Below are 18,434 nucleotides of genomic sequence, written 5' to 3' on the forward strand. Positions count from 1 at the left end.
GGATAGGACTTCGAGTACTGGACTTCTTGTTTACTACACCGCGCGCTAAACCCGAATAGAAATGGCATCAAGTCTTTCCCAAGCGGAAACCAGCCCGACAACAAGCGGTTCCCATCCCTCGCCAACGAGCCCACTCGGCAACGGTGACGGCCCCGCCGAGGCCGTTGTTCCGGCACCACCCCCGAGGCGGCCGCTCGACGCCGGCACGGGCCCGCGCCGACCGGCGCGTGCGCAACCTACGGCGCGAAGCCACTCCCGGCCCCCGCCTCGCCACCCTCCGACGCCCCGGCCATGCCACGGGTGGCAGCCTCATCCCCCTACCTCCGCCGAACCGACACGCACTGCGCCCCGGCCGGGGTGCGCTGCCGTACCACTGGAGCGCTCCAGTGACGTGACTTCACCAAGGCTGGCTGTTAACCGCATATGCGCGTGTGCGGATTCGCGGCAGCCACCGCACCTGAACTCCACACGCCCAACCGGTGGCTGCAGGCTGTGCGGATCTGCGGCACCCACCGCACCCAAACTCCACACGCCCAACCGGCGGCTGCAGGCCGTGCCGATCTGCGGCACCCACCGCACCCAAACTCCACACCTCCTGCCGGCGGCTGCAGGCCGTGCCGATCTGCGGCACCCACCGCACCCAAACTCCACACGCCCAACCGGCGGCTGCAAGCCGTGCCGACCTGCGGCACCCACCGCACCCAAACTCCACACCTCCTGCCGGCGGCTGCAGGCTGTGCCGATCTGCGGCAGTATGCGAGCGGCGCGGAACTGCGACAGCGGACCGGCGACTGCCCGCGCTCAAGGGTGCGAAAGTCGCTGGCGTCGGCCGCGCCGACCGGTTCTGGCCGGCCGGCCGGCCTGGCACCGCACGCATGCATCGCCGCCCAGTCTGCGGAACCAGGCACCAGGATGGGCACCCCGCCTACGACCGACTCCCATCGGCCACCAGCGCCCCGGCTGAGCACCTAAGTGGATCAAACGCTCGCCCACTCCAACGCCAGGGAAGGCACCCAACTTAAGATCTTGGGGCCGAAGTCGAACCGTGAAGGCGGAAGGCCCCGGATGCATTACGCCAGGGTCCGACCAACCACCAAGATCTGGCCTACCAGACGAGCCCAATCGAGTCATTCCCCCTCCGCCCGCGTGGTTACGCTCCGGTACTGGTCGGTGCGCACACACCGCCCACGGGCAGCACACACGCACCGTCACATGAACGTCTCAAACCCGCCGCACCGGCAAAGGCCATCGGCATGCGTGGAGGGGTCGGGAGGTAGCGGACGGGCCTCGGCAGGTGCTCGCCTCAGCCATTGCATCGGGAAGGCACCCGTAGGGCTCACAACCTGAGATGTCGCACCGTGCCCGCAGCCCCGCGCCACTGCAGGCCCCACACCGCAGCGCCGCACCGTAGGCCCCGCACCGCTCCACCGCAGCGCCGCAGCCCCCCGTACCGCTCCACTACAGCGCCGCACCGCAGCGCCTCGCCTCGCCTCGCCTCGAGGACACCGCACCGCCGCGTCGCGGCCGGGGACCAACGACCCGGACGCCCCGAGGTGCGTCACCCGTACGAGTGATTTGCCCAGCAAGGGCCGCCGGGCGGGGTGCCCCGGACAGCAGAGCGGGGCGCCCGACGGGCGCCCCGAACTGCTGGTTCACAGCGATCTACATGGACCTTTGCATCATCTTTAAAGAGACTTCATGATCCAGAGAAGTTGACTTTGAGTTGCCACTTCCCATCGCTGCGTGCTGGTGGCTAGTCTCTCATTTGCTGATATCGAACTCGCCAGCTTTGGCCGAGTTCACAAACTCGGCCCAATTAGCCGAGTTGAAGATGAGAGCTGGACCCGACGGGTTCTTGCTGTCGCGGACGGCAACAACTGTGTCTAGGACTGCGACCTCGACACAGTTGTTGCCGCCGTTTCCATTGCTGCGACTGCTCTTTTTCCAAACAGCGGCAGTGAGATCATGCGCGGACATTTACCGAGCACCTCCCTTCGATATGCGATTGTCGTTTCGGGCTACGTGTCAAGTAGGCCCTGGATGATCTTGATCGAGGAGGTCGGATCGAGTGCCCTGGCGCTCAATCGCGAGAACTCCTCTCGGTAACGAGCGACCTCTGATGGTTGCTCTTCGTAGTAGTCTCCCGCAAGACCCTCCAGGTAGACAACATCCAAATGGGTGGTCTCCCGGAACTCCAAAATCGCTGCTGAGCCGCCCAGGAACTGGTGTTCGCCGGCGTCGTAGGGCAGGATCTGCAGCACCACGTTGGGTAATTGTGCGACCTCGCTCAGATGTTGCCACTGCTCACGCATGACGTCCTGGCCGCCGATCACGCGCCGGACCACGGATTCGTCCACCACCGCCGACAGCTCCAAGGGGTTCGCGCCGCGCAGCCGGTCCTGCCGCTTGCGCCGGAGCGCGACCCGCCGATCCAGATGTTGCGGGGGGTCCGACGGACGCCCGGTGCGCATCAACGCGCGCATGTACGACTCGGTCTGCAGCAGGCCGGGCAACACGATCGGCTCCCAGGCGCACAATGTGGACGCCTCCTGCTCCAGGCCGACGAAGTTGCCCGGCCGCATGATGTCGCGGTAGTCGGTCCACCAGGTCCGCTCGCGGGACAGGCGGGCCAGCGCGATCAGCGCCTCGCGGTACTCCTCGTCGACCACCCGGTACAGGGTGAGCAGGTCACGTACGTCGCGAGGGGTCACCGCGACCCGCGCCGTCTCGATGCGGGTGACCTTGGCGGCGTGCCACTCGAAATGTCGGGAGACATTTTCCTGCGTCAATCCTGCGGCCTCGCGGCAACGTTTGAGCTCGGTACCCAGTCGGCGACGCCGCAGCGTAGGTCCTTCGTCTAGCGACATCGGGACTCCTCGATCTTGAAACCCGTCATTATCCGTTTTGCGCGAGCCCGTTATCCATCGACAGCGCCCACGGGATGATCCCGAGTCTAGTACTTCTTGCGTCCTCCTCAGGGTTGGGTACATGATGCACCGGACAGCGAGTTAGGACGTCATATACGGCAGGTTGAAGCCGCTTGACGATCTCTAGTCATGTGTCTAAGGAGCGTGGCGGCGTGTTGGCTGACCAGTTCTTCCTGATCGCGCACGAGGACCGGACGGGTCGTTCCCGGTTGCATCCCCGCGCCACCGGATTAGGTCTCGCCGGGGCCCTGCTCGGGGAATTGGTGCTGGCCGGCCGCCTTCGCATTTTCGAGGGCGACCTGCACATCGCCAGCCCGAACCCACCGCACGACGCACTCTCGCACGACATTCTTGATCTTCTTATCGCGCAGCCGCAGCACCGTGACGTGCGCATTTGGCTGGCCTATCTGTCGCAGGATGCGGCGCACAAAGTGGGCGAGCGGCTGGAGCGGTCCGGCGCCGTCGAATCGGTGACCCGGCGCAAGATGCTGAGCACCCAGACGCTGTACATGCCGAACAACGAGGCGCAGCGCAACGCGGCCGCCTGGGCGCCGATGCGGCTGGCCAACATGCTGGTCCGCGGGATGGACATGTCGTCCAGCGACCGCACGCTGGTCGGCCTGGTGGCCGCCACCGGGCTGACCCGGCACGTGCTGTGGGACTTCGAGATTCACCGTCAGGCCTTCCTCAACCTGCCCAGTGTGGTGGGTGGCCTCCCCGACGACCTGCGCCAGCTCGTCGAGCTGACCGAGGCGTCCGTGGGTTCGGTGCTGGCCGTCGGTCGCCGGTGAGCCGGTGTGGGGAGGCATCACCTCAAGCGTGACAACCAGCAGCAATGGGCCGCCGGGAGGCAGTTGATGGCACGTGAGGACGTTTCCGAGCTGGACATCATCTCGCGGGCGCTGGCCCGCAACCGGCTCGGCGTACCGTCCGTCGTGTTCTTCGGGGTGGCCGGCGCCGCACCGCTGACCGTGATCATCGGCAGTATCACCACGATCTACGCGGTGGTGGGCAATACCGCAGTGCCGCTGGTCTACCTGGTGGTCGCGGGCATCCTGTCGATCTTCACGGTCGGGTTCGTGGCGATGAGCCGGCACATCGTGAACTCCGGAGCGTTCTACTCGTACATCAGTCACGGGTTGGGCCGGGTGCCCGGCGTGGGCGCGGCGTTCGTGGCGCTGCCGGCGTACGCGCTGATGCAGATCGGCCTGTTCGGGTTGTTCGGCGTGGTCTCCGCCGGCGTGCTGGAGGCGCTCGGTCTGCAGACCGACTGGTTCACCTGCGCGCTGGTGGCCTGGGTGCTGGTCGCGGTGCTGGGCCTGCTCTGGATCGACCTCAGCGGCAAGGTCCTCGCGGTCCTTTTGATCGCGGAGATCGCGGTGGTGCTGGTCTACGACGCGGTGATGGTGGCGAACCCGGCCGAGGGCTCGGTCAGCTTCGCCACGCTGAACCCGTCGCAGGTGTTCACGCCGGAGGTGGCCGCCATGATGGTGCTGGCCATCGGGGGCTTTGTCGGGTTCGAGGCGACCGTGGTGCTGTCCGAGGAGGCCAAGGATCCGAAGCGGACGATCGCCCGGGCCACGCACTGGGCCGTGATGCTGGCCGGCCTGCTCTGCGCCCTCTCCGCCTGGGCCATGTCGGTCGGCGCCGGGCCGAGCCGGGTGGTCGCGGTGGCCGAGGCGGACGAGACCGACATGGTCTTCAACCTGGTGGCACCGCACGTGCCGGAGGCGCTGATCAGCATCGGCTACGTGCTGTTCATGACCAGCATCTTCGCCGCGCTGCTGGCGTTCCACGCCGCGGTCTCGCGTTACCAGTTCGCGCTCGGCCGGGAGGGCGTGCTGCCCCGGGCCTGGGGATACACCCACCCACGGACCGGCGCGCCGGTGGTCGGCTCGATCACCCAGAGCGTGCTGGCGCTGATCGTGCTGGTGATCTACAAGCTGACCGATCTCGACCCGCTGTTGTACCTGTTCGCCTGGCTCACCGTGGCGGGCGGTCTCGGCGTGCTGATCCTGATGTGGAGCGCCTCGGCCGCGGTCATCGCGTTCTTCGTCCGGCACCGGCGGCGGGAGAACATCTGGCGCGCGCAGATCGCCCCGATCATCGCGTTCCTGCTGCTCAGCATCATCCTGGCGGCGACCGTGATCGGCCTCGGCGACCTGCTCCAGGTGCCCGCCGACTCACCGTTCCACTGGCTGTTCACGGTCGGCTACGCCGCCTTCGCGGTGTTCGGATTCGTCTGGGCGCTGGCCATGCGCGCGGCCCGGCCCGAGGTCTATGCCGCCATCGGACGGGGCGCGGACGGGCGGGTGATCACCGACGCCCCTCGATTAAAGGGCTCGCACTCCGAGCCGATCAGCGCTCAGATCTCGGCCCGCTGAGCCGAGCTCATCGAAAACCGGAGAAAGGACCTCCATGACGTACGCCATTCAGGAGCTGGTCATCCGCGACGTGGCGCCGGTGGACACGGGGGAGATCACCGAGCTGGTGGCCGCGGCGATGAGCGACGGGCGGGTGGCCCGGTGGCTCAACCCCGACGACGCGGTACGCCACCGCGACAGCCGGGGCTACTTCGCGGTGTTCGTCGAGCACGCCGTCCGGTACGGCGAGGTGTACGCCACCGCGGACGCGGACACCGGCCGGCTCTCCGGGGTCGCGCTCTGGTTCCCGCTGACCGCGATGATCCCGCCGCCGGCCGACTACGACCGGCGGATGAAGGAGGCGACCGGGTCCGCGTACGACCGCGCCTGTGAACTCGACGCGGCGCTGGACGCGCGTCACCCGCTCGAGCCGCACCACTACCTGGCGTTCCTCGCCGTGCACCCGCACCTGCAGAACCGGGGCATCGGCAGCGCCCTGCTGGACCGGCACCACGCCCGGCTGGACCGGGCCGGCATCCCCGCCTACCTGGAGGCGAACGACCCGCGCAACCGCGACCTCTACCTCCGGCACGGGTACGTGTCGGGGCGGGAGATCCGGCTGCCGGACGGCCCGCCGCTGTGGCCCATGTGGCGGGTGCCGCAACCCTGATCAGGCCGCGTCGGGGAACTCGTACATCCAGTACGACTGCTGGTCGACGCACTGCGCCCGGACCCCGCCGGAGAGCCGCTGCAGCATCGCGCGGATGACCCGGGACATCCGCCGCTCGTCGTCGTTGAACTGGCAGAAGTCCAGACCGATGATGCCGTTCTGGGCGGCGGCGGTCAGGTACATCGCCTCGACGAGTTCGGCGAACGAGCGGTTCGCCCGGCCGGACGGAAACACCGCCACGAAGCCGCAGTACCAGATCTTGCGCTGGGCGTAGAGGTCCGGCCACCGGCGTTCGAAGTACGCCGGCGAGATCAGCGGTATCGCGGTCAGCTCGTTGGTGTACGTCGACAGTCCGCACAGCGACCCGTGGTCGTCCAGAGAGAAGTACTTCTGGACCCGCGGGTCGCGCATGACCTCGGCGAACTCGGAGCGGTACATCAGGTGCCGCTGCACCGCCATCGAGTTGAGGTCCTCGAACACCTCGGCGTACATCCGCCAGAGTCGATCCACCTCGTTGCTGTCGTTGATCTGATCGACGATCTTGACAACCATCGGGTACCACCCCGTCGCAGTCATGCTGATCAATGAGTAATCAACACGGTACTGAGCGTAAGTGGACTATGAACAGCCCCAATATCGTGCAAGATGCACGTTTGGCAAACTTGGCACAACGATTACGCACCGGGCGTCCGGTCGCTTCGCGCCGGGATCTTCGTCGGATAATCTGGCCTTGTTCACGGGGAGCCACGATCGCGACACGATGAGGGACTGCTGTCTCGATGACTGACTTCTACGAGGAAGTGCTGCGGGAGCTGCTGAAAAGCGGTGAGCTGCGCACCGACATGCGGGTCCTGGTGGTGTGCGCGGGCACGACCGACAGCGCCGTGCTCCGCCGGTGCGGCTTCACCGACGTGGTGCTGTCCAACGTCGGCCCTCCGCCGAAGAAGCTTCCGTACGAGTGGTCGCGGCAGGACGCGGAACACCTCACGTTCGACGACCGCTCCTTCGACTTCTGCCTGGTGCACTCCGGCCTGCACCACTGCCACTCGCCGCACCGCGCGCTGCTGGAGATGTACCGGGTGGCGCGGCACGGCGTGCTGATGTTCGAGCCGTACGACAACCTGCTCACCCGGGTCGGCGTGAAACTCAACATCGGCCAGGAGTACGAGCACGCCAGCGTCTACTGCAACCACTCGCACCACGGCGGCGTGGGGAACACGGACGTACCGAACTTCATCTACCGGTTCACCGAGCAGGAGATCGTCAAGGCGGTGCACTGCTACGCGCCGTACGCCGAACACGACATCCGCTTCTTCCACCGGATGCGCATCCCGTGGACCCAACTCAAGCGGCGCCGGAACCGGTACTTCTACCACGCCGTCCGGGCCGGCCGGCCGGTGCTGAAGCTGATCGAGACGGTCCTGCCGCGGCAGAGCAACAACTTCGCCGCGCTGATCCGCAAGCCGGACCTGACCCGGAAGCTGCATCCGTGGCTGCGGCACGACGGCGACGGCGTGCGGCTGGACCAGAGCTGGGTGCACGACCGGTACGGCCGGTGAGCCGGCGGGTCGGGTAGCCACGCTGGTGTTCCAGTGGAGCGCTCCACTGGAACACCACGGTCGGAAAACTGGTACACCACGGTCGGAATCCCGAACCCGTCACTCCGTCCCGGACGGCACCTCCGGCGTCTCGGGGGCCTCCGGGGCCTCGGCGTTGACCCGGGTCGCGATCCGGACCGTGCCGGTCACCGTGCCGCCGACCGCGACGTGCGCACCGACCGGCAGGGCCGCGAGAGCGGCCCGCGCATCGTTCAGATTGATCTTCGCGGTGGGCGCGACGGTCACGGTGACGGTGGTGCCGCGCGACGTCTTGCCGCCCTTGACGAGCACCGTGACCGTGGAGCCGGCGACGTCGGTGCCGGCCAGCGTGCCGGTGAGGGAGAACGGCGCGGTGGTCTTCTTCGGCTTGGGCGCCGGCTTGACCTTCTTCACCGGCTTCGCGGTCTTGACCGGCTTCGCGGCCTTGGCGGTCGCCTGCACTCCGGCACGCCCGGCGGCGGAGGCGGGACCGGCGGCAGAGGCGAGACCGGCGGCAGAGGCGGGACCGGCGAGCGCGAGGCCACCGACGCCGGCGGCGAGCATGCCGGCCAGGGACACGGCGACGACGGAACGGGAAAACGTCATGTGCTGCTCCCGGATAGGGGTCGGGAGCTTCACTGTCCGCAACGCCGAGGTGACGTGACGGTGCGCCGCGGTTGCGGTCCGGTTGCCGGCTTGGCGGCGTCCCGGATCTGGGATATCTTCCCGATCGTGGGAACGACGCTGGACGAGCGACTGGCCGCGCGCCTGGCCGAGCTGCGGACCCGGCGCGGCTGGTCGCTGGACGACCTGGCCGGCCACTCCGGGGTCAGCCGCTCCACGCTGTCCCGGCTGGAACGCGGCGAGGTGAGCCCCACCGCGTCGCTGCTCGGCAGGCTGTGCACCGCGTACGGCTGGACCGCGTCCCGGCTGCTCGCCGAGGTGGAGTCGGCACCGGCCGTGGTGCGCGCCGCGGAACAGACGGTGTGGCGGGACGAGTCGTCCGGCTACACCCGGCGCATGGTCTCGCCGCCGCATGCCGGCCTGCGCGGCGAGATCGTCGAGGGGGTGCTGGACCCGGGCGCCGACATCCGGTACGACGCGCCCTCGGTGCCCGGCCTCGAACAGCACGTCTGGATCCTGGACGGCACGCTGGAACTGACCACCGACGATCACCCGCACGAGCTGACCGCCGGCGACTGCCTGCGCTTCCGGCTGTGGGGCGCCACCCGGTTCCGCAACCGCGGTACGCACCCGGTCCGGTACGCGCTGGTGCTGGTGACGCCGTGACCACCGTCGACCGGCTCGACCCGGCCCGGTTCCGGGAGTGCCTTCCGGAGCTGGCCACCGTGCTGGTGGACGCGGTGGCCGACGGCGCCTCGGTCGGCTTCCTCGGCGGGTTCGACCACGCCGCCGCCACCGCGTGGTGGACCGGCCAGGCCGCCGCGGTGGCCGACGGCAGCCTCACCGTCTGGGTGGCCCGGGACGGCGGCGGGATCCACGGGACGATCAGTCTGGCGTACCCGTGGAAACCCAACGCCCGGCACCGCGCCGAGGTGGTGAAGCTGGCCGTGCTCCGCACCCACCGCGGTCGCGGCCTGGGCCGCCGGTTGCTGGCCACCGCGGAGCGGGCCGCCGCCGAGGCCGGCATCACCCTGCTGCTGCTGGACACCGAGACCGGCAGCGCCGCGGAGACGCTGTACCGGGCCGCGGGCTGGCAGCGGTACGGAGTGGTGCCGGACTACGCCGCCGACCCGGCCGGGGTGCTGCGCGACTGCAGCTTCTACTACAAGAACGGTCAGCCGGTAGCGCCGAGGATCTCCAGCAGCGGTTCCCGCCGGACGCACCGGTCCACCCGGAACGAGTCGGCCAGTTCCTCGGCCTGTTCCGGCGTCACCCCGCGGAAGCAGGCGGCGAAGTCGTCCACCAGCGGCTCCGCCAGCATGACGTGGCGCAGCAGCCCCTGGATCCAGCGCTGCTTGTTCCACGGGTACGGCTCGAAGTCCGGGAACTCCTCGGCGAACAGCTTCTCCACCGGTTCCATCAGGTGCCGGATGCCGGTGTCCACCGAACCCCACGAGTCGGCGCCCAGACGCGCCTTCTTCGCCAGGAAGGCTTCGATCCTTCGCAGATAGGGCGAGTCCGGCGCGGCGGACACCAGACCCTGCAGACCGATGTCCTTGTACGTCCACAGGCTCCAGCTCGCGCCGTGCTCGCGGTAGATGTCCAGTTGGTCCCGCAACACCTGGTACCGCTGCGCGTCGCGGTCCGGGTCGCCGGTGTACACCGGGCCGAACTCGCCGATCCAGATCGGCGTCCCGGTCCGTCGCATGTACTCGGTGCGCTGCAGGAACGTCTGCTCCAGCCGGTCGGAGTCCACGTACTGCCCGCGCGACTCACCGGGGTACGGACCGCCGTCGACGAACCCGGGCAGCGCGTAGTCGTGCGTGGTGTAGACGCAGTTCGGCAGCGGCTCGTCGAACGCGCTGAAGTCGGTGCCGTACCGGTTGCCGTCGAAGTACAGCACGTGGTGCGGGTCGACCGCGCGGATCGCCCGTTCCACCCGCTCGTAGAACGGCGCGATTCCCGTCCCGCTCACGTCGCCCGGTTCGTTCAGCGGGTTGTAGCCGGCCACCCACGGGTTGTCCTTGTAGCGGTCGGCCAGCGCCTCCCACAGGTGCACGGCCCGGTCCTGGAAGTGCGGATGGGTCCAGAAGTGCGCCCAGTGGGTGGGGTTGTCGCTGTGCCAGTGCTGGTTCTGCGCGCCCGGCACGGCATGCAGGTCGAGGATCGAGTAGAGGCCGTGATCGCTGCAGGCCCGCACGGCCGCGTCGAGCCGGGCGAAGCCCTCCTCCTTCAGCTCGAACGGGCGCTCGTCGTCCTCGAAATGGTGGTAGTTGAACGGGATGCGGACGCTGTTCAGGCCGAGCGATGCGAGCAGCGCGGCGTCGTCGGGTCCGAAGAAGGCGGTGTAGAACCGGTCGAAGAAGCGCTGGTAGCCCTCCTCACCGAGGACCCGGCGCAACGCCCGGCGCATCTGCGACTCGGTGGCCGGATAGCCGGTGATGAAGTTCTCCATGTTCATCCAGCCGCCCAGGCCGACGCCGCGGAGCACCACCTCCGTCCCGTCCGGCCGGACCAGCCGGGTCCCGTCCACCTTCAGTAGCGCGTTCGCATCGTCGCTCGTCATGCTCGCCTTTCGCCGTCCGGTCACGTTCCCCGCCATCCTGCCCCAGCGGCGCGCCGCCGTCAGTGGAACACCAGGGGAGTTATCCGTCACCCATTCCGACGGTGGTGTACCAGTGGAGCGCTCCACTGGTACACCACCGTCGTCAGGCCGGGTCGGCGCGACCGAGCCGCCAGTAGCCCATGAACGCCACCGCGCCCCGGTCCATGCCGCGCTCGGCCACCAGGTGGCGCCGCAGCGTCCGGATCACCCCGGCCTCCCCGGCCAGCCAGGCATAGAGCGGACCACCGGCCCCCTCCTCCGGCACCTCCCACAGGATGTCCGCGTCGACGTCCACGTCCGGCAACGCCGCCGACGACACGGATCCGGCCGCCGGCAGCAACCGCCCGGCCGCCGCCGCCACCGCCGGGATCAGCCGGCACCCCGGCACTCCCCCGTCGCGTCCCAGCCAGGTCACCCTCACCCCGGCCGGACCGGCCAGCGGCAGCACGTCGTCGGAGTGCGGCACCTCCAGCAGCGCCTCGCCCCGGGCGTCCGCCGGCAGTCGTTCCAGGATGGCGGCGATCGCCGGCGCCGCGGTCTCGTCCCCGGCCAGCAGCAGGCAGCCGGCCTCGGCGGGCGGCCGGAACTCCACCCCGCCGTGGTCGCCGGGGTAACCGGCGTCCGGGCCGATCACGGCCAGCGCGTCGCCGGGCGCGGCGGCCACCGCCCACCGGGATGCCGGACCCTCGTCGCCGTGCACCGCGAAGTCGACGTCCACCTCGTGCCGGTCCGGCCGGACCGCGCGGACCGTGTAGGTGCGGATCGGGTTGCGCAGGTGGTCCGGCAGGTCGCGCCAGCGCACGTACCAGTCCGGGCCGGTGGGCAGCGCCGTCATCCCGTGCCCGGGCAGCGGGAACGCCACCTTGATCCGCTGGTCGTAGCCGTTGTCGGCGAATCGGTCCAGGTCCGGGCCGGTGAGGGTGATCCGGACGAACGACGGGCTGAGCCGGCGTACGGCCCGGACGTCCACGGCGAACGACCGCCACGGTGCCACTGCGAGGGTTTCCAACGTTCCGGTCCTTCCGGTCAGCGGGCGGTGGCCGCCCCGGCGCGCGAGCGCCAGAGCAACCAGATGAAGTAGGGGGTACCGATCAGCGCGGTCACCAGGCCGGCCGGCACCTGGGCCGGGGCGATCACGGTGCGGCCCAGCGTGTCGGCGAGGCTGACCAGCAGCGCGCCGAGCAGCAGGGACACCGGGATCACCCGGGTGTGCCGGGCGCCGACCAGGGCCCGGGCGGCGTGCGGCGCGACCAGCCCGACGAAGCCGATCACGCCGACCGCGGAGACCGCGGTGGAGGCGAGCAGCGCCGCGCCGCCGAGCGCGACCAGGCGGACCCGCTCCAGCCGGACGCCGAGGACCCGCGGGGTGTCCTCGTCCAGCGCCAGCAGGTCGAGTTCCCGGCGGGCGGCGACCACCACCGGGAGGAACAGCAGCAGGGCCAGCGCCACCGGCAGCACCTGGGTGGCGGTCCGGCCGTAGGTGGAGCCGGACAGCCAGGTCAGGGCCTTGCCGGTGTTCCACGGATCGGACGCGACGATGATGAAGGTGATCAGCGCGGTACAGCCCTGCCACACCCCGATGCCGATCAGCACCAGCCGGTCGGAGTCCAGCCCGCGGCGCCACGCCAGGCCGTAGACCAGGGCGAACGCCAGCATCGCGCCGATCCCGGCGACACCGGTGATGGCCCACACCGAGGCCAGCGGCACCAGCGTGATCAGCGTGACCGCGCCGACGCCGGCACCCGCGGTGATGCCCAGGATGCCGGGCTCGGCGAGCGCGTTGCGGCAGACCGCCTGCACGGTGGTGCCGGCCAGCGCGAGCGCCGCACCGGCCAGCGCGGCCGCGGCGACGCGCGGATAGCGCTGGTCCAGCACGAAGGTGTACGCCGGCCCGGTGCGGCCCTGGATCCAGTTCAGGATGTCACCGGCCAGCACCCAGGTGTCCCCGGCGAGCATGCCCAGCACCACGGCCCCGGCGCCGGCGACCGCGCACACCGTCACCACCACCGCGTACGCCCGCGCGGACCGGACCGGCGAGCGGGCACCGGGCGGGCGGCGGGTCGGCCCGGCGTCACGGTGCCGGCGGGCCAGCCAGATCAGGATGGTGGCGCCGAACAGCGTGGTGACCACGCCGGTCGGTACGTCCACGCCGGCCTGGCCGCCCATCACCAGGCGCAGCAGCACGTCCGAGCCGAGCACCACGAGCACGCCGGCGATCCCGGACAGCGGGAGCAGGGCCCGGTGCCGGTGCAGTCCGGGCACCAGCGGACCGAGCAGCCGGACGATCACCGGCGCGCACAGGCCGACGAAGCCGACCGGGCCGGCCAGGGTGACGGCGGCGGCGGAGAGCACCACGGCGAGAAGGACCGCGAGCATCCGGGTACGGCGTACGTTGACGCCCAGCACCGACGCGGTGTCGTCGCCCAGGCCGAGGATGTCGAGCCGGCCGCCCAGTGCCATCAGCCCGGCCGCGGCCAGCACGATGACCGGGGCGAGCTGGGTGGCGGCGTGCAGGTCGCTCTGCACCAGCGAGCCGTTTCCCCAGGCGAACAGCCCGGTGGTGGCCGGTTCGAAGAGCAGCAGCAGGAGCGTGGTGAGCGAGCCGAGCGCCAGGGCGGTGGCGGAACCGGCCAGGATCAGCCGGGTGGTGCCGCTCCGGCCGCCGCCGGAGAGCGCCAGCACCAGGGCCGCGGCGATCAGCCCGCCGACGAACGCCAGGCCGCCGGCCGGCAGCACGGGGAGGGTGAGGCCGAACGCCGCCACGGCGACGATGGCCAGGTGGGCACCGGCGTTGACGGCGATCGTGTCCGGGGACGCCAGCGGGTTGCGGGCCAGCGACTGCAGTGCCGCACCGGCGAAGCCCAGCGCCACGCCGATCGCCAGCGCCGCCGCCAGCCGGGGCAGCCGGGACGCCACCAGGACGCGTACCGCCTCCTGGTCCTCTCCCCCGCCGATCAGCCGCAGCAGATCGATCGCGCCGACCGACGACGTGCCCTGGGTGAGGTGCACCGCGGCCAGCGCGACCAGCAGCGCCAGCCCGCCGGCGAACGCGGCGGCCAGCCGCGGCGGGGACGACCGCGGGGCCCGGGCCGGCGCACGCGCCGGCCCGGACTCCGCGGGTGCGGTCACCTGGCTCAAGCCGTGTACGCCTTGACCATCGCGTCGACGTACTGCTTGCCGGAGAGCGGGCCGCCGAAGGTCCAGATGCCGTCCGGCATCTTGTGCAGCTTCTGCTGCTGGACGAAGGGCAGCGACTTCCAGATCGCGTTGGACGCCAGCCCGTCGGCGAAGACGTCGACGCCGTCCGAGGCGTTGTAGAAGAAGCGGACGTCCTGTGCCTTGAGGACGGTCATCCCCTCGACGTCGGTCTGGCCCAGGCCCCAGGCCGGGTCCGCCTCGCCGGTCCAGGCGTTCTTCAGCCCCAGCTGGGTGCCGATCTCGGAGACCTGCGAGCCCTTGCCGAACATCCGGATGGCGATCTTGCTGCCGTCCTTCCAGCCGTCGGCGAAGGCGAACTGCTGGCCCGCGGCACCGGCGTCGGCGATCGCCTTCTTGCCCGCCGCGAGCGCCGCGTCGAAGTCGGCGAGCAGGGCCTGCGCCTCGGTGGTCTTACCGACCGCGGTGGCGATCATGGTGAGGTCGTTGCGCATCCGGCCCAGCTGGTCCTTCGCGTCGGCGCCCTTGGTGACCAGCACCGGCACGTACTTCTCGATCTGGGTGACCAGGGTCGAGCCGCGTTCCGCCTCCATCACCACGAGGTCCGGCTGCAGCGCCACGATGGAGTCCACGCTGGGCTCGCCCCGGGTGCCGACGTCCTTCACGCTGGCGTCCAGCTTCGCGGCGGTCACCCAGGTGCCGTACCCCTTGGGGTCGGCCGCGCCCACCGGCATGACACCGAGGCCGACCAGCATCTCGATCTCGGCCCACTCGAGGCCGACGACCCGGGTGGCCGGCGCCTTGAGGGACACCGTCTTGCCGCGGCTGTCCGTGACGCTGACCGGTCCGGCCGGTGCGGACGAGCCGCCGGCCGCGGCCGGCGTGGGGGTTTCTTCGGTGGTGCCACAGGCGCCGAGCAGCAGCGCGGCGGCCACGGCGACGACAGCGGTCAGAGGGGTACGGATCATCGGTTTCTCTTCTGTTCGGGATGGTGAGGGGATCAGGCGGGTACGCGCAGCGAGTGCCGTCCCACCGGACGCGTGGAGAGCTGCCCGGAGTCCGGGTCGAGGTGCACGTCGATGCGGATGCCGTAGACGTCGCTCAGCGCCTCCGGCGTGAACACCCCGGCGGGTGCGCCGTGCGCGCGGACCCGCCCGCGTTGCAGCAGCACCACGTCGTCGGCGACCGCGGCGGCCTGGTTGAGGTCGTGCAGCACCACACCGACCGCGACGGCGTGCTGGTCGGCCAGGTCGCGCATGAGGTCGAGGATCTCCACCTGGTAGCGGAGGTCGAGGAACGTGGTGGGCTCGTCGAGCAGCAGCACCCGGGTGTCCTGCGCCAGGCAGGTGGCCAGCCACACCCGCTGCAGCTCGCCGCCGGAGAGTTCGTCCACCGGCCGGGCGGCCATCGCGGTCACGCCGGTGACCTCCATGGCATGGGCGACGGCGCGCGGCCCGTCCGGGTCGTCGGCCCGCCACCGGCCGCGGTACGGGTGCCGGCCGTAGCCGACCACGTCGCCGACGCTGATCCCGGTCGGCGTCGGCCGGCTCTGCGCGAGCAGCGTGACGTGCCGGGCGAACTCCTTGGCGGACAGGGCCAGCGCGTCGGCGTCGCCGTGCAGCAGGACCCGGCCGCCGTCCACCGGGTGCAACCGGGCCAGCCCGCGCAGCAGCGTGGACTTGCCGCTGCCGTTGGGACCGACCAGGGCGGTCACCCGGCCGGGCCGCAACGTGATGCCGGCCGCGTGCACCACGGTCGATCCGTGGTAGCCCAGGGACAGCTCGACGCCGCGCAACCCCTGGTCACGCGCTTGATCATGAGCTTCACTCGCCACGGGGGTTAGGTTAGCCTAAGCAATGTCCTTGTCAACTTCGCGCCCACCGGCACCACCGGCCACACGCTCGCTGCATTGACGATCGTCGACGTGTTGGGAATACTCGGCCCCGAGTGTTAACGCTCACATCTCGGTCCGGGAGGCGTTCCTTGTCCCGACGCTGCGCCGCGTTCGCGGTCGCTCTGCTCCTGCCCGCCCTCGGCGCGGCACCGGCGCGGGCGGACGACCCCGGCTACGCCATCACGGTCGCCCCGGCCGCCACCGGCCCGGCGCTCGACCGGTCCCTGTACGGGGTGTTCTACGAGGACATCAACGACGCCGCGGACGGCGGGCTCTACGCCGAACTGGTCCGCAACCGGTCCTTCGAGTTCCTGCCGGTGGACAACCCCGCGTACACCGGGCTGACCGGATGGACGCCGCGCGGCGAGGACGGCGGCGCGGGGGCCGCGTCCACCGTGGACGACGCCGCCCGGCTGAACGACCGGAACCGCACCTACCTGCGGCTGGACCTGACCGGCGCGGCCGGCGGCCGGTACGGCGTGACGAACGCCGGCTTCCACACCGGCGTCGCGCTGCGCAAGGGCGCCCGGTACGACTTCTCGGTCTGGGCCCGCACCGACGCCGCCGCCGGTACGCCGCTGTCGGTGACGCTGCACGACGACGCGGGCACCGCGCTCGCCGTCCCGCTGGGCGTCACCGTCCGGGGCGACACCTGGCACCGGTACACCGGCACGCTCACCGCCACCGCCACCGCCCGCACCGACGCCGGCCGGCTCTCCGTGCTGGCCGGTGGCACCGGCACGGTACGGCTCGACATGGTCTCGCTGTTCCCCCGGGCCACGTTCAAGGGCCGGGACAACGGGCTGCGCCGGGACCTGGCCGAGAAGATCGCCGCGCTGCGTCCCGGGTTCGTCCGCTTCCCCGGCGGCTGCCTGGTGAACACCGGCAGCCACCATGCCTACGACGCCGCGTCGAACTTCCCGCGGGCCCGCTCGTACCAGTGGAAGGACACCGTCGGCCCGGTCGAGGAACGCGCCACCAACGCCAACTTCTGGGGCTACAACCAGTCCTACGGCCTCGGCTACTACGAGTACTTCCAGTTCGCCGAGGACATCGGCGCGATGCCGCTGCCGGTGGTGCCGGCCCTGGTCACCGGCTGCGGGCAGAACCGCGCCACCGACGACCCCGCCCTGCTCCAACGGCACATCCAGGACACCCTGGACCTGGTCGAGTTCGCCACCGGACCGGCCACCTCGACCTGGGGCGGTCTGCGCGCCCGGATGGGCCACCCGAAGCCGTTCCGCCTGACCCACCTCGCCGTGGGCAACGAGGAGAACCTGCCGGACGAGTACTTCGCCAACTTCCTCCGGTTCCGCGACGCGATCACGGCCAGATATCCGGGCCTCACGGTGATCGGCAACTCCGGGCCGGACGACCAGGGCGCCACGTTCGACCGGCTGTGGGCACACAACCGCGCCGCCGGGGTGGCGATGGTCGACGAGCACTACTACAACAGCCCGGCGTGGTTCCTCAGCCACAACGACCGGTACGACTCGTACGACCGCACCGGTCCGAAGGTGTTCCTCGGCGAGTACGCGTCGCTGGACAACAAGCTGTTCAACTCGCTGGCCGAGGCCGCGTACCTGACCGGGCTGGAACGCAACGCCGACGTGGTCAAGATGGCGTCGTACGCGCCGCTGCTGGCGAACGTCGACAACGTCCAGTGGCGCCCCGACCTGATCTGGTTCGACAACGACGAGTCCTGGGGCTCCACCAGCTACCAGGTGCAGAAGCTGTTCATGAACAACGTCGGCGACCGGGTGGTGCCGAGCACCGCCACCGCGCCGGTGATCCCGCCGAAGCCGATCACCGGCGCGATCGGACTGTCCACCTGGGCCACCGCGGCCACGTACGACGACGTGCGGGTCACCGCGCCGGACGGCACCGTGCTGTTCCGCGACGACTTCACCGGCGGCGCCGGGCAGTGGACGCCGGTGGAGAACCGCGGCTCCTGGTCGGTGGTCGACGGCGGGTACGTCCAGTCCGACACCGCCGCGCAGGACACCCTGGTGAAGGCCGGGAACATCACCGCCACCGACTACGACCTCACGCTCAAGGCCACCAAGAACGCCGGCGCCGAGGGCTTCCTGGTCGCGTTCGGCGTCCAGGAGTCCGGCGAGCTGTACTGGTGGAACCTGGGCGGCTGGAACAACACCCAGGGTGCCATCCAGAAGGGCGCCGGCGGCGGCAAGGAGATCGTGCTGGCCAAACCCAACACCATCAACACCGGTCAGACGTACGACATCAAGATCGAGGTACGCGGCCGCACGGTCAACCTGTACCTGGACGGCGAACTGTGGGGCACCTACACCGACGACCAGGTGACGACCCCGTTCGCCCAGGTGGTCACGCAGGACGACGCCACCGGTGACCTCATCGTCAAGGTGGTCAACGCCCAGGAGACCCCGGCCGTGACCACGGTGGACCTGGGCGGCCGGACGGTCGCCGGGCGCGCCACGATGACCGTGATCAGCGGCGACCCGCAGGAGCAGAACACCCGCTCGGCCGAACCGATCCAACCGGTCACCAGCACCGTCACCGGCGTCTCGTCGCGGTTCACCCGCACGTTCCCGCCGTACTCCGTCACGTTCCTGCGCATCCGGACCCGCTGAGAGGAC

15 protein-coding genes and 1 pseudogene are annotated in these 18,434 nt (G+C 70.3%); 7 read left to right on the forward strand and 9 right to left on the reverse strand.

Going from position 1 to position 18,434, the window contains the following annotated elements; genetic code table 11:
- Positions 1 to 1,761: 1,761 nt before the first annotated feature.
- Positions 1,762 to 1,977, reverse strand: a complete 216-nt coding sequence (locus LDL48_RS36535) for a DUF397 domain-containing protein (protein ID WP_225259730.1) — start codon at positions 1,975 to 1,977, stop codon at positions 1,762 to 1,764.
- Positions 1,978 to 2,018: 41 nt separating this feature from the next.
- Complete coding sequence (locus LDL48_RS36540) at positions 2,019 to 2,867, reverse strand: helix-turn-helix domain-containing protein (protein ID WP_225259731.1); 849 nt, start codon at positions 2,865 to 2,867, stop codon at positions 2,019 to 2,021.
- Positions 2,868 to 3,079: 212 nt separating this feature from the next.
- On the opposite strand from LDL48_RS36540, the gene LDL48_RS36545 reads away from it, so the two are divergent.
- From LDL48_RS36545 to LDL48_RS36555, 3 genes are all read left to right on the forward strand, one after another.
- On the forward strand, positions 3,080 to 3,718 hold the full coding sequence (locus LDL48_RS36545; protein WP_225259732.1) for a GOLPH3/VPS74 family protein: 639 nt from the start codon (positions 3,080 to 3,082) through the stop codon (positions 3,716 to 3,718).
- A gap of 66 nt (positions 3,719 to 3,784) precedes the next feature.
- Complete coding sequence (locus tag LDL48_RS36550; RefSeq protein ID WP_225259733.1) at positions 3,785 to 5,311, forward strand: APC family permease; 1,527 nt, start codon at positions 3,785 to 3,787, stop codon at positions 5,309 to 5,311.
- A gap of 34 nt (positions 5,312 to 5,345) precedes the next feature.
- The gene (locus LDL48_RS36555) at positions 5,346 to 5,960 is read left to right on the forward strand and encodes a GNAT family N-acetyltransferase (protein WP_225259734.1); all 615 of its coding nucleotides are present in this window, start codon (positions 5,346 to 5,348) and stop codon (positions 5,958 to 5,960) included.
- Here LDL48_RS36555 and LDL48_RS36560 read toward each other — a convergent pair whose 3' ends face one another.
- Entirely contained in the window at positions 5,961 to 6,512 is a 552-nt protein-coding gene (locus LDL48_RS36560) for a hypothetical protein (protein ID WP_225259735.1), read from the reverse strand.
- Between the two features lie 227 nt (positions 6,513 to 6,739).
- Between LDL48_RS36560 and LDL48_RS36565 the strand changes: the two genes are divergently transcribed.
- Positions 6,740 to 7,519 (forward strand): class I SAM-dependent methyltransferase, encoded by a 780-nt coding sequence (locus tag LDL48_RS36565; protein ID WP_225259736.1) that lies wholly within the window; start codon positions 6,740 to 6,742, stop codon positions 7,517 to 7,519.
- A gap of 99 nt (positions 7,520 to 7,618) precedes the next feature.
- Here the strand turns inward: LDL48_RS36565 and LDL48_RS36570 are convergent, their stop codons facing one another.
- Positions 7,619 to 8,143, reverse strand: coding sequence for a hypothetical protein (locus tag LDL48_RS36570; protein ID WP_225259737.1), 525 nt, complete (start codon positions 8,141 to 8,143; stop codon positions 7,619 to 7,621).
- Between the two features lie 126 nt (positions 8,144 to 8,269).
- Between LDL48_RS36570 and LDL48_RS36575 the strand changes: the two genes are divergently transcribed.
- Positions 8,270 to 8,827 (forward strand): helix-turn-helix domain-containing protein, encoded by a 558-nt coding sequence (locus tag LDL48_RS36575; protein WP_225259738.1) that lies wholly within the window; start codon positions 8,270 to 8,272, stop codon positions 8,825 to 8,827.
- A 158-nt stretch (positions 8,828 to 8,985) separates the two neighbouring features.
- Positions 8,986 to 9,252 (forward strand): annotated as a pseudogene (locus tag LDL48_RS45265) (GNAT family N-acetyltransferase); the annotation flags it as partial.
- An 83-nt stretch (positions 9,253 to 9,335) separates the two neighbouring features.
- Here LDL48_RS45265 and LDL48_RS36585 read toward each other — a convergent pair.
- The 5 genes from LDL48_RS36585 to LDL48_RS36605 form a co-directional block, all read right to left on the reverse strand.
- Entirely contained in the window at positions 9,336 to 10,727 is a 1,392-nt protein-coding gene (locus tag LDL48_RS36585; protein WP_225259739.1) for a glycoside hydrolase family 5 protein, read from the reverse strand.
- A 142-nt stretch (positions 10,728 to 10,869) separates the two neighbouring features.
- On the reverse strand, positions 10,870 to 11,775 hold the full coding sequence (locus LDL48_RS36590) for a siderophore-interacting protein (RefSeq protein WP_225259740.1): 906 nt from the start codon (positions 11,773 to 11,775) through the stop codon (positions 10,870 to 10,872).
- 17 nt (positions 11,776 to 11,792) lie between these two features.
- Positions 11,793 to 13,895 (reverse strand): iron ABC transporter permease, encoded by a 2,103-nt coding sequence (locus LDL48_RS36595; RefSeq protein WP_225259783.1) that lies wholly within the window; start codon positions 13,893 to 13,895, stop codon positions 11,793 to 11,795.
- Between the two features lie 5 nt (positions 13,896 to 13,900).
- Positions 13,901 to 14,890, reverse strand: a complete 990-nt coding sequence (locus LDL48_RS36600; protein ID WP_225259741.1) for an ABC transporter substrate-binding protein — start codon at positions 14,888 to 14,890, stop codon at positions 13,901 to 13,903.
- A 32-nt stretch (positions 14,891 to 14,922) separates the two neighbouring features.
- Complete coding sequence (locus LDL48_RS36605) at positions 14,923 to 15,756, reverse strand: ABC transporter ATP-binding protein (protein WP_308016539.1); 834 nt, start codon at positions 15,754 to 15,756, stop codon at positions 14,923 to 14,925.
- 149 nt (positions 15,757 to 15,905) lie between these two features.
- Between LDL48_RS36605 and LDL48_RS36610 the strand changes: the two genes are divergently transcribed.
- On the forward strand, positions 15,906 to 18,428 hold the full coding sequence (locus tag LDL48_RS36610) for an alpha-L-arabinofuranosidase family protein (protein WP_225259742.1): 2,523 nt from the start codon (positions 15,906 to 15,908) through the stop codon (positions 18,426 to 18,428).
- The last annotated feature ends 6 nt before the right edge of the window (positions 18,429 to 18,434 follow it).

Source organism: Jidongwangia harbinensis, from assembly GCF_020216025.1.
In the GTDB taxonomy this organism is placed as follows: domain Bacteria; phylum Actinomycetota; class Actinomycetes; order Mycobacteriales; family Micromonosporaceae; genus Actinoplanes; species Actinoplanes harbinensis.